Raw genomic sequence first — 13,979 nt, 5'->3', positions numbered from 1 at the left:
ACGATGAGAAGGTTGTTTAAAGCAATTGGTAAAAAACAAACGTATTTAAGTAGTGGTTTGTTTCTCATAAGTGCTTCATCGGCTTCGGCATTCGATGGTTCGGAACGAAGTTTTCTCCTCTCTGCAGGTTGGAGTGTTTCTTCAGCAGAGGCGGCTGGCGCATTGTTCGTCATTCTCGTTCTAATGATATTGAATGCGCTTTTTCATGCTTCTGAAGCGGCTTTGTCGGGATTGAAACGGGCGAAAATCGCGGAAATCGAAGCAACCGAGGAAAGAGAAAAATTACAACATCTCTATGACAACCGTCAATCTTATTTTGCGACATGCACGATAGGTTTCCAAGTTGCGCGTGTCGGCATTATCACAGCGGCGGTTTTGGCATCGCCTCGTATAGTGGCTTGGTTTACCGGTTTAGAAGAAATTTCTTTGGGATGGCTTCTTGCGAGTATCTTTTTCGTGCTTTTTATAGTCGCTTTAGTAAATTTATTGTTTATTGAGTTGTTATTCAGAGGGATTGCTCGTAAGAATCCCGAGCGTTGGGGAATTTCTTTATATCGTTTTTTGCGGTTTTTCTATGTGCTTTTTTATCCTTTCACATGGTTGGTCTATCGCTTGGAGTCGCCGATTGCAAGGAGACTCGGTGTGGGACCATTGTTTTCCCCCCCAGTACTTACGGAAGAAGATCTTTGGGAATTCGTAGAAGCGACGGAGGAATCGGGGGAACTCATCGAGGATGAACGGGAAATGTTGCATTCCGTTATCGAGTTCGGAGACACGGTAGCACGCGAGGTCATGACGCCTCGCACGGATATAGACGCAGTAGAAGTAACTGCGACGCCGAAAGAAGTCGCTCGCCTCATCGAATCGACGGGGCATACGCGCATTCCCGTCTACGAAGAAAGCATAGACCACATCGTGGGCATCGTGCATGCAAAGGATGTGTTGAAAGCGTTGATGGAAGGAAATGGAACGGACTTGCGCAAAATTATCAGGCCTGCTTACTTTATTCCTGAAAGTAAAGATTTACATCAACTATTGCGTGAGTTTCGTAGTGGAAAAACGCAGATGGCAATCGTGCAAGACGAATTCGGTGGAACAGCGGGAATCGTAACCCTCGAAGACGTCGTGGAAGAAATCGTCGGTGACATCATGGATGAATACGACGTCGAAGAAAGCGGCATTCAAAAAACGGGCGAAAACGAATGGATATGCGACGGAAGAATGCATTTGGAAGACGTGAACGATGAAATCAAAGCGAATTTAGAAAGCGAAGAATTCGACACGATTGGCGGATATGTTTTCGGGATGTTCGGACGTCAGCCGAAGGTGGGCGAATCGATGAGAAACGGTGTTTGGGAATTCGAGGTTTTGGAGACGGATGGCCGTCGGATTAAAAAAGTTCGAATCCGACGGTTAAGCGCTCAAGAGGGCGAGAGTGCATAGAGCCACGGCAATCGAAATAGACGGCGCTCACGGTGAAGGGGGGGGCTCGATTATACGCACCGCTTTATGTGTGGCAGCTCTTACGGGGCAAGCAGTAAGTATTCACAATGCGAGGGGAGGGCTAAGGAAGCCGGGAACGAATAGCGTGGATTTGGCAATCTCTTATATCTTAGCGCAAGCGACAAAGGCGGATGTCGTGGCGAAATTGGGAGGAGATGTTTTACATTTTGCGCCGAAACAGCGTATAGCACCTGTTCGCGAGCGGATAGATGTAACGCGTATCGGGAAAGGTTCGCAGTCGGGGAGTGCGGTTATTGTATTGCAGAGTCTTTTGACGCCGTTAGCGCGTGCAGGGGCGATGAGCCGCGTGGAATGCAGGGGGGGGACTCATGTGCCGTTCTCGCCGACTTACGAATATTTTCGCCTTGTTACTTTGCGTGCAATGGAAAAAATCGGCATTTATGCTGTGTCTTCGATTGAATCTGCTGGTTACAATTCACGAAGCGCAGGAGAAATCATGCTCGAAATCGAGCCGAGTGCACTCAATGGATTCGATTTTACACGTCGTGGTTCGGAAATAGGACTGCACGCTGTAATCGTTACGAGCGAATTACAGGAGACGGTCGGGTTGCGAGGTGTAGCTCGCTGCAATGAATTGTCGCGCAAGGACGGATTGAATATACGAACGGAATTCGTAAAACTGCGCTCTTCCACGCCCGGAGCGGCAGTGACTTTTGCAGCAGAATGCGAAAAGGGATTCGGGGGGGCTCAGTCTCTGGGGGAACGCGGTAAGCCCATCGAGGAAGTCGTAGAAGAGGCATATTATGCTTTCGTGCATTGGTTGAATGGTGAGCAAGGCACAGACGAGTTTTTGGCGGACCAGATATTGCTTCCCGCGGTTTTTTCAGGAAGTCCGTGTGCGTATACGACTTCTCGAATCACGAGCACCTTATTGACGACGGCTTGGGTCATCAAGCAGATGATGCCGGCGAGGATTACGATATTAGGAGAGGAGGGCGAACCCGGAGAAGTGCGCATCTCTCCTTGAGAATAAGCGTCGCAAGAAGATCAAAAACCAAATTATGAGAATGTGCATTTAGAGAATGCACAGCAAGAATTGGTCAATCTATAATTAAAAATTGCATTTTTATCCAGGCCGGAAAGTTTCGAGATTTTTCGCTACGTCTGTGCTTTCTATGCTCTTCGCTCCACGCTGCAACAGCCTTTCGATTATTTTCGTTGCTTCCCCCCCTGTAAAATCCCAAGGTTTTTCTTCGCGCTTCAAAACCCAGAGGGTTTTCCCTTTTTCCAGAAGGTCTTCCGCCAATCGAAGGTTTTCGATGTTTCCTTTGCCGTAAGGAGAAGCACAAAGGATAACGATATCGGCATCATTTGCCAAGGCGAGAGCCTCTGCACGTAGGTTTTCGTCGAATGGACTGAAAGGGGGGGCTGTTACACAGGGGCACTCGAACCGTTTCGCGGCGACGAAATCCGAATCCGACTCGTGGGTTATGCCTAAAGAAATTTTATGGCCTAATTGCCAGAGTTCTGTGAGCAATGCTGCAGCACTCCCCCCACCACCTATAAGATGAATGCGAAGGGGGTGTGCGGTTTGTGCACGTTCTGGAATCAACTCCGGTGCGATGTTCAGTTTCCCCGTCAGAGGATCTCTCGTTCTCGTGAAGCTTGCTCCATAAACCCGCTCGAGTTCTTCACTGGCAAGGACTTCTTCGGTTTTTCCTTCACAAACTTTTCTTCCGTTGAAAATCAAAACAGCGCGATTTGCGAGAGCAGAAGCGAAGTTCAAGTCATGTAACGCGGCTACGACAATTTTTCCTTTATGAGAATATTTTCGCATGATGTCGAGAAATAAAATTTGGTGTCCGAAGTCTAAATGCGCCGTAGGTTCATCTAATAAAAGGATTTTCGGCGTTTGAGCGAGAGCACGGGCAATCAAAACTCGCTGCCTCTCCCCTCCGCTGAGCGTACTGATGGGACGATGTGCTAACTCGGTGAGTCCTGTTTCTTCGAGGGCTTCCTCTACGGGGGGGAGTCTTTCTGCATCAGGTGCTTCATTCGAATCGTTCCACGGATAACGACCCATTTTGACGACTTCGTACACCGTGAAATCGAAGACCGGGTTCTCTTGTTGAGGGACAACTGCAATGAGGCGGGATGCTTCTTGTGCTGAGAGAGAAAACAAATCGTTGCCGTCAATAAAAATTTTTCCCGCACTCGGCTGAAGCACGCGAGATAGGCAACGCAATAATGTCGTTTTGCCGGAGCCGTTCGGTCCTAAAAGCGCAACGATTTCACCATCTCGCGCTTCGAAATCGAAATCTATTAGAACGAGGGTATCGTCGTATTTCGCAGAAACGCTTTTCGCTTCGAGAAGCATGGTCAATCGAGACTTCCATCGAAAACTCCCGTGCTAAAGGCTCTGAACATTCCAGCGTATGTGCCGTTTGCGGCGAGGAGTTGTTGGTGAGAGCCGATTTCGACGATGCGCCCGCGACTCAACACGATAATTTGGTCCGCGCGCGCCGCAGTATTGAGACGATGTGCAATCAGCAGCGTGGTGCGTTCGTGCATGATTTCGTCAATCGCCTCTTGCACGAGTTGCTCGCTGATGGGATCGAGAGAGGAAGTTGCCTCATCGAGAATAAGAAGTTTCGGATTCATGAGAAGAGCTCGCGCAATGGCGATGCGCTGCATTTCCCCCCCCGAAAGTCGAACCCCTCGTTCGCCGAGTCGTGTGTCGTAGCCCTCTGGCATTTTCTCGATAAAATCATGAGCATGTGCCGCGCATGCTGCTTGTCGAATTTCTTCTTCGGTAGTATTCGGATTGCCATAAGCGATATTTTCACGTATCGTGCCCGCAAAAAGCAGAGTCTGTTGCGGAACTACACCGATTTGTTGTCTTAGCCAGGTGATTTTGAGTTTTCGTAAATCGATTCCGTCGAAAGAAACGGAGCCGCTCGATGGGTCATAAAATCGCAAAATCAAGTCGGCGATCGTGCTTTTCCCGGCTCCGGAGCGTCCTACGAGAGCGGTACTCGTGCCTGGTTCGATGCAAAAACTGATGTTTTTGAGTGCCTCTGTGCCATCGGGATAAGTAAAGGAAACATCGTGGAATTCGATTCGTCCTTTGGGGTTGGGGATTACGATCGCGCTTTCGATTTCGCGAATGTCGGTTTCGACATCGATGACCTCTCGATATAAACGGTCCGTTGCGGCTGCTACGGAACTATAAGTATTGAAAATGTTCCCGACTGCGGTCGCCCCCCTCACGATTTTATCCAACGTGAAGCCGAAAGCGAATAGCGCCGGCAAAACCATTTCACCCGAAGCGACTAAGTATCCGCCGTACCACATCGTTGCGGCGAGGGCGACTGCCCCGATGAGTTCGATTAATGGCTTTAGCGTAGCAATTCTTCGCACGAGGCGCATACTGGAATTCAATGCCCCGAAAACTTCTTTTCCGAATCGCTCTTTTTCTCTCTCCTCTGCTGCGAATGCCTTTACGACACGCACAGAGGAAAGAGACTCTTGAGTTACCGCTGTCATGTCTGCAAGTTTCTGCTGTACATCGTCTTGTGCGCGGCGCACTCGCTTCGCGGTTAATCGAATAGCGATTGCTATGGGGGGGAGTCCTAAGAGAGCTACGAGTGCCAGTTTCCAACTCAGAAGAAATAAAGCCGCAATTCCTCCGATGACTTGTATCGGTGAACTCACGACATCGCGAATAGCACTTACTCCGTTTTGCAATACTGCGACGTCGTTCGTGAGAATGCTTTGAATCGCACCGACTCGTTGGCGATTAAAAAAAGACATCGGCAAATCATGCAATTTGGAAAAAAGTTGACGTCGCAAATCTGCCGTAACGTTTTGCGCAGCCAAACTCAAAAAATAAGTTTGCCCGTAAGTAAATCCGTATTTCACGATATATAAACCGACTACGCCGATACAGAGCCACCCTAATAAAGTGATATTCCCTTTCGCAATTGCGTCCGTCGTCCAATAAATAAAAGCGATCGAAAGCAGTTCTAATCCTCCGACTGCTGCGGTGCAAGATAAGCCTGTAAGAAGAGCTTTCCAGTGCTTTTTAACCTGCTTGATGAAGCGGAAGTCGAGCCGACGCAACAGCATGTTTCTTTTAAGATACCCCTTCAGGAGCATTTATCAGTTCGAGTGCGATACGAGCCGTCCGTGAAAGTGCATCTTCAGGTCCTAATAATTTTCTAAGTTCTTCGAAGGAAGCGAGTTGTTCTTTTCGTTTTTCGGATTCGAGAATGAGAGATTTCGCTTCGGCAGCGATGCGCTCGGGAGTTGCATCTCGTTGGATAAATTCGGGAACTACTCTTTTTTGTAAAAGTATAGAAGGAAGTGCGATGAATTCGAATTTCGGTTTTCGAATGCGATATTCTAATTCCATTAGAAAACTCCCTTTATATAAAACCACCATCGGTGTAAAGCAAACAGCAGCCTCCAAAGTCGCAGTTCCTGAACAAACGATTGCTGCGCTAGAACGCTTGAAGATTTCTATGGACGGACTGGTCGTAATTTCGACATCCATATCGGAGTGGTGTTTCCAAATATCTCGAAGAAATTTTTCATCGGTATTCGGCGCGCACACGATAACTGGCTTTACCTTTGGAGCAGATGTTGTCTCGAGATGTCCGATGAAGTTTTCCCTTTCGAGAATCTTGATTACCTGCGCAATTGTCGATATATTCGAAAGGATTTCGTGTTTGCGGCTGCCTGGAAGCAGTGCAAGATGTTTTCGTTCAACGGGCGACACTTCACCGACGAGTTGCAAGATAGGATGTCCTACCCATTCGGCATCCCCCCCCATTTCCCGTAAGATTTTCGCCGACCATTCGAAGGGTGTGGCGATTTTATCCGCTATTTTCGGTAAATCTTCCCCTTGTATATCTCTACGCCATGAGCCGGGCGGCATAAAGTACAAAGTTTTGCTTCCCTGTTCTTTAGCGTAACGTAAAAGTCGCACGTTCATCGCCCCGAAATCGATTCCGACGACCAAGGCAGGTTTGTTGCATGCAATCCATTTTTTCGCGAGCGAATAACCTCGAAAAACTCGTGGGGATACTTTCAAAGATTGAAGGATACCGAGCGCTCCCCAATCGCTCGTATCTGCGAGGATTTCCGCTCCTGCCGCACGTAGGCTCTTTCCTCCCAGAGCGAAAATTCTCTCGCTGAATCCACGGCATCGGAGTTCTTCAACGAGTGCCCCCCCTAAAATGTCTCCGCTCGCTTCTCCCGCGGAAATAAGAATGCTTTTGTCATTCACTTTTGCTCTTGGCGACCGTAACGACCTTGTCCGATGTTCTCTAAGAAGTTCAAAAGATATTCCACCTCAGGAGTCATTGGAACTTCCTGTCTAACGGTTTCGATTGCACGGCTCATCCCCATCGCGGAACGGAAGAGCAATTTGCAGGCTTTGTGCAGGGCTAATCGTGCTTCGGGAGAAATTCCTAATCTCCTCAAACCGATGGTATTGATGTCATATACTCTTAACGGTGTTCCTTCAGTGAGCATGAAAGGCGGAACGTCGCGCACGACTTTCGACATCCCCCCCACCATTGCGTACTTTCCAATCCGGACGAACTGGTGAATTCCCGTCATTCCTCCGATATTTACTCCGTCTTCGATAGTAACATATCCACTGACGCCAACACCGTTCGCAATCGTTATATCATTGTGTGCTCTTACGTTGTGTCCGAAATGGCAAAACGCCATCAAAAAGTTGTTGTCTCCGACGATAGTCGCATTTCCTTCACCGCTTGCGCGATGTATCGTTACGAATTCGCGAAAAATATTTCCGTTCCCGATGCGCAGGTAGGTTTCTTCTCCTTTGTATTTTCTGTCTTGCGGTTCGCCTCCGATCACAGCGCCATGTCCGATAAAATTCCTTTCGCCCATAAAGACGAAAGATTTGATGACGGCATGGGCTTCGATAACGCACTGATTCCCGATTACACAATTTTTTTCGACGACGGCGAAGGGCCCTATTCTTACGCCTTCTCCGAGTTCCGCCTTAGGGTCTACGATAGCTGTTGGATGAATTTCCGTCAAAGGTTTTCCCCGTTTTTGAGAATTTTAAAACTAATTTCTGCTTCTGCCACTATTTCTCCATCTACTGTGGCTACTGTTTTAATTGCTCCGAGGTTTCTTCGAAACCATAAAACTTCTGCTTCTGTTGTCAGACGGTCGCCCGGATGCACAGGTTTTTTGAATTTCACGTTGTCCATACCTACGACTACGGGTAAATAGCCTTCGAAGGTAGGGTCCGAGAGCATGATCACGCATCCCACTTGAGCCATAGATTCCAAAATCAATACTCCGGGCATAATCGGCGTCCCAGGGTAATGCCCTTCGAAAAACGCTTCATTTGCGCTGACATTTTTGTATCCACGAACTCTTTTCCTGAGTTCCAATTCTTCGATGCGGTCTACTAAAAGCATCGGATAACGATGAGGAAGAATTTTCAAGATGTCTTTGATATCCATTTACATCAGCTCCCATGTGCATAGTTCTTGCAGCCGTTTCGCCGCAATGATGTTCAGTCGATGTCCACTTTTCGATGCAGAAACGTTGAGAAATCGGGGGGGAATTCCTGTGAGATAGAGGTCTCCGATCAAGTCGAGCATCTTATGGCGTGCAGGCTCGTCTTGGAATCTATGCGAAGTGATGTATTTGTCTTTACCTAATACTAAAGTATTTTTCGCGCTTCCTCCCGAACCCATTGCATTCGCTTGCAATTTTTCGATTTCTTCTTCGTTGATGAATGTTTTTGCCGGGGCGATTTCTTCGATATAGTTCTTTAAATCGAGTTCTATCGTAAAAATCAATTTTCCGGGAAAGCGTTCCCCTGCATCATATTCGTATCGCCATTTGCCTTCTCCGAGTGAAATATCGATGCTCTCTTCTCCGTTTCTAACATGAACCCGGCTAAATAGAGAAAACGATTTTTTCTTACCTGTGTTTTCTATTCCAGATCCTAGCAACTTTTGCGTATATTCCAGAGAGCCGCCATCCAAAATCGGAAGTTCTTCCCCCTCGACTTCGATTTCTGCATCTGTGATTTCTGTGATTGCCAATGCGCTCAGCAGGTGTTCCACCGTTCGGAGAGGACCGAGAGTGATGCATCGCATCGTGTCCGTAACTTCGTTAGGAGACGCGGGATAGCGTTTCCCTTCTACCCAAAATCCGATTCCGTTATTTCCTGGTGAAACTACGATTTTAGAGAACGAACCCGTGTGAATGCCTTCTCCTTCGAAAAAGACTTCTTTACGCAACGTTTTGCAAGCAAAATGATAAGTCATTTTATTTTCTTTTGAAGTTCTTTGATTTCTTGTTCTAATCTACGGAGTTGCTGCATTAGTTCGGGGAGTTTTTCGATAAGCATGAAAAGGCGAATTTGCTTTTGAGCATTTTTCGCCGGGCTTCCCCAATAATCTCCTGGTTCCGTAATGTCGCTAACGACGTCCGTTCTTCCTCCTAAGTTTACATCATCACAGATATTGACGTGGTCGCGAACTCCTACTTTTCCACCCATAGTTACTCGTGCTCCGATTTTTGCAGAACCACTGATTCCGGTTTGTCCGGCGATGATAGAGTGCTCTCCGATTTCTACGTTGTGCGCAATTTGAACGAGATTGTCGATTTTCGTTCCACGCTGAATGAGAGTTTCGCCTGCGGTGGCGCGGTCGATCGCTGTGAGGGCTCCAATCTCGCAATCATCACCGATGACAACCGAGCCAACCTGCGGGATTTTTCTTCGCTTTTCGCCATCCCAAAAAAAACCGAATCCATCCGCACCGAGCACCGCCCCAGAATGCACTATCGTGCGTTCTCCGATTCGAACGTTTTTATAGAGCACTACATGAGGATAGAGTTTCGCTCCTGCCTCTATTTGGCAATTCTCTCCTATGTAGCAGAAAGGATAGATCTTGGCTCCGGGCGCAATTTTCGTGCCTGATTCGACAACGCAATACGCGCCGATGGCTGCCCCTTCGTCTATTTGCGCTTCTGGTGAGATGACACAAGTCGGATGAACACCTTCTGCAAGCGGTAGTTCTTTCGCAACCAAAGCGAGAATACGCCCGAATGCTTCTCGTGGAGCGCGACATCGGATGGAGGGCTTTTTCGATTCCAAGCCTTTTTCAGGAAGAATCACGGCTGCAACATCGGACTTTTCGACCAGTTCTAAATATTTCGCGTTTTCTGCAAAAGTGATACCTTCGGCATCGTTATGCCCAGCAGGTACAGGACGGCGAATGATTACGTTTGAGGGTCCCGAAAGTTCTCCGCCTAAGATTTCGGCGAGTTCTTCTAATGTCCAACCTTGTTTTGGTTCAGCCACGCAATAAACTCCAGAGTTCTATCTTCTCCATCTTCAGGAGACTTAGCCAGTTTGTACCCGTGAACGGAGAGCCAAATGTCGAGTTTCGTTTTCAAAATTTTATCTATGGGAGGCGGAGTGAGAGGTGTCTCTCGCCAACGAGGTTTTACGGAGAGTCCTTGCAATTCGACGTGAATTTCTGGGTGGGATTCTCTTTGCAGCTCTGCCTCATCCAAAAGCACGGGGAGTTGGAGTCTTCCTGTTTCTTCGATTCGTTGCTGTGCTAATGCTTTCGCTGCAGTTTGGGCTTCCAATCTCGTCTTTTTCACGAGTTCTTCGATTCGAGTGATTTCGGATGCCCAAAAAATGTTTTCTTTTTCTAAACGAGCCTGGAGTTTCGTGGAGAAAGATTCGTCGAGTGCGTTGAGTCTGCGTTTTAAATTGGCTGCTTCCTCCGCCCACATCCTTTCGACAGCCGATTTTCGCAAAACCTCTGGGTTTCTCGGTCGAGGTTTAGGATAACCTTCGATTAATGCTAAGCGAAGTTTGATTTCGCCTACTTCCTGTGCTTCATTTCGTATCCATTGGCTCACTTCTTCGATAAGGGCTTCGATGCGCTGAGTTGCTTCGGTGTGTAATTGGTCGAGGAGTTTATTTTTCGTCGCCTCGACTTCCATCATGAAGCGGTCTAAATAAGCGGTTTCCAAATCGCGCACAATACGCATGCGTTCCGATTCCATGAGTTCTAATGCACTTTTTCTTCGCGCTTCCGTTCCCGAGAATGGGCGAGGTTGGATCACGAGAGAAGGAACTCGTCTTCGAACAGGGGGGGCGTAGATCTCGGGTGCAGGCAAATGAAATTCGGATTTCGGAACGGTGTAGGCATGTTGCACTTTTTCCCAATCGATCCACACCGCTTTTTGCTCTGTGGTGCAACTGTACAACGATAAAAGAACGATGCAAAGGATGGAAAAAGGAAGAATGCGATATTTATAAGATATCCATTTTGAATATTCCAAGTGTTGCAACATTCTCGTTTTCGCGAGATGGATAGGCAAGACAGGCGTTCTAAACCTCGGGGCGATTCATCGTTACAGTCGCTATGGATTGTCTTGGTCCATAATCTTGAGAGTTGCATCTGTAACATCGTTCGCCGCATAAGGGGCAGTGTTGCTTTCGAAAATAATCGTATAACCGTCTCTCTTGCCGAGTTTATTGACCGCTTGACGTATTTTAGCATAAACGTCGTTACGAACATTTTCGAACATTTCATTCCAATTCATCCGAAAAGTATTTTCCCACTGGCTACCAAGCCGTGCATTTTCTTCTCTGGCAATCACTAATTGTTGCAGTCGCTTTTGCTCTGCTTCGCTAGGGTTTTGGAGAGTTACGAGTTTGTCGAATTCCTCTCGCAATCGCTGACCAGAAGCCTTGAGGGCATCTAATTCTGTTTGTTGCTCAGGAGTGAGTTTATCTGCAAGCATCAGATCGCGCAATTTCGTCACTTCTGTTTTTGACAGGAACGGGTATTGCCTTATGAAATTAAGTACGTCCTCGTATTTCCTGTTTTGTGCTTTGAGTTCTTCTTGTTTCTTTTTCCCGTATTTGGAATCGTTTGCGATGCGAGACAGGTCTACTACTCCGAATTTAGGTTGTGCTTGGTTGAGCGCACTCGAGAGAAAAAATATCCCTAAAACGATTGCTGTACCGAGAATGTAATAAGCTTTTTTCATGGATGCCTCCTTTGGTGTGACTTTAGAATACCGAACCAAATTGGAAATATACTCGCCCTTTTCCTTTCGTATCGAATCCGAGGTCTAAGCGAATCGGTCCGAGAGGGGTTTTAACTGCTACTCCGACGCCATAGCCGAGATGTAAATCGATATCTTTGGATTGCGTGAAGTCGTTGACGCCTGGATAACCGTCCCATGCCCCCCCGTAATCTACGAAAGGAATTATACTAATGGTTTGCTGCACAGGATAACGGTACTCGATTTGGGTCATCAGCATCTTCTTTCCCCAAAACCTATCTTCGGGGTAGCCTCTTACGCCATATGCCCCCCCCGCGAAGAACTGCTCGAAAAACGGAGTATCTCCGAAGACGATTCCACCATAAAAGCGAACCGCCAATACTTTTCGTGGTTCTGTCAGTTGTCGAGAAGTCCTTTTCGCGCCTTTGCTGAAATACATTCGGTAATCAAGGCTTACTCGCGTGAAGAAATTTTCTCCGATGATGGGGTCACCCGTCGTAGAGCCGCCTACGCTGGTGATGTTCGAAAAACTCGGCTCGATAAGAATTTTCGCCCAGTCTCCTAATGCGGGGTCAGTGGGATTGTCACGGCGATTCCTTATGAATCCCATGGAAAGCGCTGCGACCGTGCCTTCTTGATTGAGGAATTCCTCTCCAGGTTCCGATTCGAAATTAATCGTTTCGGTATTTTCTGCTTTTATCCCGATGAATCCGCGCAACCTGCGCTGTAGGGGTCTCGAAAATGTTACGCTTCCGCCTGTCTTTCTTTGCGAGAATTGATTCTCTTCCAACTCCGTATCTCCCCCCCCGAGAAGCGAAGCACCGAATACGAATGTCGGTCGAGAATAAAGGCTAATATCGAGAGAAGAACGCTTGTTATCGATGAATTTGTCTGCGTAATTTAGAGTTACTCCGGTTCCCAGACCTTGTGTAGATTGGGAAAGATTTACGCTCACCGCTTTTCCGGTGCCTTTAAAATTCGAATCGGAATAACTGACAAAACCTATGACGCGATTTTTCGGGTCCACCGATGCACCCACGTTGAAAAGACCTGTGCGCGCTTCTTTGAAATTGAAAATCAAATCAATTTGTCCTAAACTGGGTTCTCGGGTATCGGGTTGTAAATCGTCGAACCAACGGGTCTCCCAAATCCGCAAAACGTCTTCATCGTATTTGTTTTGGTCGAAAAAGTCTCCTTCTTTCGTGTCCATGAGTTTACGAATGACGGATGGCTTCGTTCTCGTCAAACCTTGAAACTCGATTTCTCGCACTCGTGTCTCTACGATTTCGATAACGAAAACAGAAGGATTGCTCTCATCCGGTTCGTATTTGACGACGCGTCCTATGTATCCTGAATCTCGATAAAGTTTCGTAATTGCGTATGCGTCTTCTTCTAAGTAAATCGGTTTGAAGATTTCTCCGGTTTTTATCTTTAAAACGCTTCGGATTTTTTCTTCGGGAATGAGGGTGTTTCCAGAAATTCGCACCTCGCGAACAAGGGGCCATTCCACGACCTCTACGATTACACGCCACGTTCGTGTTTCATTGAGAAAGACTCCGTAAACCTTCACGTCTTGAAAAACACCCAAGGATTCCAGCGCTTGGCGGTCGCGTGCAAGTTGACTCTGTTGAAAAACTTGCCCCTCTTTCGTACGAATGACATTGCGAACGACGGTTTCGCTAATGTTCGTTAGTCCTCGGATAACGATATCACCAACGACTTCTTCTTGTGCGAACGACGGTGATATTAAGAACACCACACAAAGCGTCCACACAATTTTCTTTATCAGCATCGCACCCTCCTTGTGCATCGTTCTATTTCAAACCTTCAAATTCAAATCTTCAAATACGGAGCCAAACGCTGTCGCACTTGTTGACGAGCGCGTGCCAAACGACTGCGCACGGCCTCTTCCGTAATTTCCATCACTTCAGCGATTTCCTGATATGTTAACCCTTCCACTTCTCTCAGAACAAGGCATTCCTTATACCCCGTCGGCAAAGCGTCTATTGCCTGTTGAATCTGGCTTTGTAATTCCTCCGATTCGACACTTTTCAAAGGTTCGATTTCAGTTGTTGTAAACGATTCACTTTTCTTTTCGATTTCCTTTATGGCTTCGATAGGAACCTCCCGTTCTTTTTGTCGTGCGATTCTTGCTAACCTGTCTTTATTGAGATTTATCATGATACGATACAGCCAAGTATAGGTTTGTGATTCTTTCCTGAATTTTTTCCAACCTTTGTATGCTCTGACGAATGTTTCTTGTACCATTTCCGCAGATTCCTCAGGGTTACCGGTCAGTCTCATCGCAAGCGCGTATAGACGCCTTTCGAAGACGAGCACCAGTTTTTCGAAATCATTCCCAGTGCTCATGACTCTTCCGAAAAAGCCCTGTCTTTTTGCATTAGACCGTTCACGAGGCG

13 protein-coding genes are annotated in these 13,979 nt (G+C 47.2%); 2 read left to right on the top strand and 11 right to left on the bottom strand.

Annotation, left to right across the window (positions count from 1 at the left end):
* The first annotated feature begins 3 nt into the window (after nucleotides 1–3).
* On the top strand, nucleotides 4–1,443 hold the full coding sequence (locus tag VNK96_03250; GenBank protein HWP30730.1) for a hemolysin family protein: 1,440 nt from the start codon (nucleotides 4–6) through the stop codon (nucleotides 1,441–1,443).
* Nucleotides 1,436–2,491 carry an RNA 3'-terminal phosphate cyclase gene (locus tag VNK96_03245; GenBank protein HWP30729.1) on the top strand — a complete coding sequence of 352 codons (1,056 nt, stop codon included), beginning with the start codon at nucleotides 1,436–1,438 and terminating at the stop codon, nucleotides 2,489–2,491. Before VNK96_03250 ends, VNK96_03245 begins: the two co-directional genes overlap by 8 nt.
* A gap of 99 nt (nucleotides 2,492–2,590) precedes the next feature.
* On the opposite strand, the gene VNK96_03240 is transcribed toward VNK96_03245, so the two are convergent.
* The 11 genes from VNK96_03240 to VNK96_03190 form a co-directional block, all read right to left on the bottom strand.
* Nucleotides 2,591–3,841: an ATP-binding cassette domain-containing protein gene (locus VNK96_03240; GenBank protein ID HWP30728.1), complete on the bottom strand. Its 1,251-nt coding sequence runs from the start codon at nucleotides 3,839–3,841 to the stop codon at nucleotides 2,591–2,593.
* A gap of 2 nt (nucleotides 3,842–3,843) precedes the next feature.
* A complete protein-coding gene (locus tag VNK96_03235) occupies nucleotides 3,844–5,592 on the bottom strand; it encodes an ABC transporter ATP-binding protein (GenBank protein HWP30727.1) in 1,749 nt (582 codons plus the stop codon).
* 7 nt (nucleotides 5,593–5,599) lie between these two features.
* A complete protein-coding gene (locus VNK96_03230) occupies nucleotides 5,600–6,754 on the bottom strand; it encodes a hypothetical protein (protein HWP30726.1) in 1,155 nt (384 codons plus the stop codon).
* Complete coding sequence (gene lpxA, locus VNK96_03225) at nucleotides 6,751–7,539, bottom strand: acyl-ACP--UDP-N-acetylglucosamine O-acyltransferase (GenBank protein ID HWP30725.1); 789 nt, start codon at nucleotides 7,537–7,539, stop codon at nucleotides 6,751–6,753. Before lpxA ends, VNK96_03230 begins: the two co-directional genes overlap by 4 nt.
* On the bottom strand, nucleotides 7,536–7,973 hold the full coding sequence (gene fabZ / locus VNK96_03220; GenBank protein HWP30724.1) for a 3-hydroxyacyl-ACP dehydratase FabZ: 438 nt from the start codon (nucleotides 7,971–7,973) through the stop codon (nucleotides 7,536–7,538). The genes lpxA and fabZ overlap by 4 nt, the downstream gene beginning before the upstream one ends.
* A complete protein-coding gene (locus VNK96_03215; GenBank protein ID HWP30723.1) occupies nucleotides 7,974–8,789 on the bottom strand; it encodes a UDP-3-O-acyl-N-acetylglucosamine deacetylase in 816 nt (271 codons plus the stop codon).
* Nucleotides 8,786–9,829, bottom strand: a complete 1,044-nt coding sequence (lpxD, locus tag VNK96_03210; GenBank protein HWP30722.1) for a UDP-3-O-(3-hydroxymyristoyl)glucosamine N-acyltransferase — start codon at nucleotides 9,827–9,829, stop codon at nucleotides 8,786–8,788. The genes VNK96_03215 and lpxD overlap by 4 nt, the downstream gene beginning before the upstream one ends.
* Nucleotides 9,799–10,839, bottom strand: coding sequence for a hypothetical protein (locus VNK96_03205; GenBank protein ID HWP30721.1), 1,041 nt, complete (start codon nucleotides 10,837–10,839; stop codon nucleotides 9,799–9,801). Before VNK96_03205 ends, lpxD begins: the two co-directional genes overlap by 31 nt.
* A gap of 69 nt (nucleotides 10,840–10,908) precedes the next feature.
* Complete coding sequence (locus VNK96_03200; protein HWP30720.1) at nucleotides 10,909–11,541, bottom strand: OmpH family outer membrane protein; 633 nt, start codon at nucleotides 11,539–11,541, stop codon at nucleotides 10,909–10,911.
* 22 nt (nucleotides 11,542–11,563) lie between these two features.
* Complete coding sequence (locus tag VNK96_03195; protein ID HWP30719.1) at nucleotides 11,564–13,351, bottom strand: POTRA domain-containing protein; 1,788 nt, start codon at nucleotides 13,349–13,351, stop codon at nucleotides 11,564–11,566.
* Between the two features lie 41 nt (nucleotides 13,352–13,392).
* Nucleotides 13,393–13,929, bottom strand: a complete 537-nt coding sequence (locus tag VNK96_03190; GenBank protein ID HWP30718.1) for a sigma-70 family RNA polymerase sigma factor — start codon at nucleotides 13,927–13,929, stop codon at nucleotides 13,393–13,395.
* Nucleotides 13,930–13,979 lie beyond the last annotated feature (50 nt).

This window comes from Fimbriimonadales bacterium (genome assembly GCA_035559795.1).
Lineage (GTDB): Bacteria > Armatimonadota > Fimbriimonadia > Fimbriimonadales > ATM1 > DATMAR01.
The sequence above is the reverse complement of the archived record's forward strand: the minus strand, read 5'-3'. Positions and strand labels throughout refer to the sequence as shown.

Bases quoted from the DNA above. Each gene is read 5' to 3' on its own strand.
- VNK96_03250 (HWP30730.1), top strand. From the start codon at position 4: ATGAGAAGGTTGTTTAAAGCAATTGGTAAAAAACAAACGTATTTAAGT.
- VNK96_03200 (HWP30720.1), bottom strand. From the start codon at position 11,541: ATGAAAAAAGCTTATTACATTCTCGGTACAGCAATCGTTTTAGGGATA.
- fabZ (HWP30724.1), bottom strand. From the start codon at position 7,973: ATGGATATCAAAGACATCTTGAAAATTCTTCCTCATCGTTATCCGATG.
- VNK96_03205 (HWP30721.1), bottom strand. From the start codon at position 10,839: ATGTTGCAACACTTGGAATATTCAAAATGGATATCTTATAAATATCGC.
- VNK96_03215 (HWP30723.1), bottom strand. From the start codon at position 8,789: ATGACTTATCATTTTGCTTGCAAAACGTTGCGTAAAGAAGTCTTTTTC.
- VNK96_03235 (HWP30727.1), bottom strand. From the start codon at position 5,592: ATGCTGTTGCGTCGGCTCGACTTCCGCTTCATCAAGCAGGTTAAAAAG.
- VNK96_03195 (HWP30719.1), bottom strand. From the start codon at position 13,351: ATGCTGATAAAGAAAATTGTGTGGACGCTTTGTGTGGTGTTCTTAATA.
- VNK96_03190 (HWP30718.1), bottom strand. From the start codon at position 13,929: ATGAGCACTGGGAATGATTTCGAAAAACTGGTGCTCGTCTTCGAAAGG.
- VNK96_03240 (HWP30728.1), bottom strand. From the start codon at position 3,841: ATGCTTCTCGAAGCGAAAAGCGTTTCTGCGAAATACGACGATACCCTC.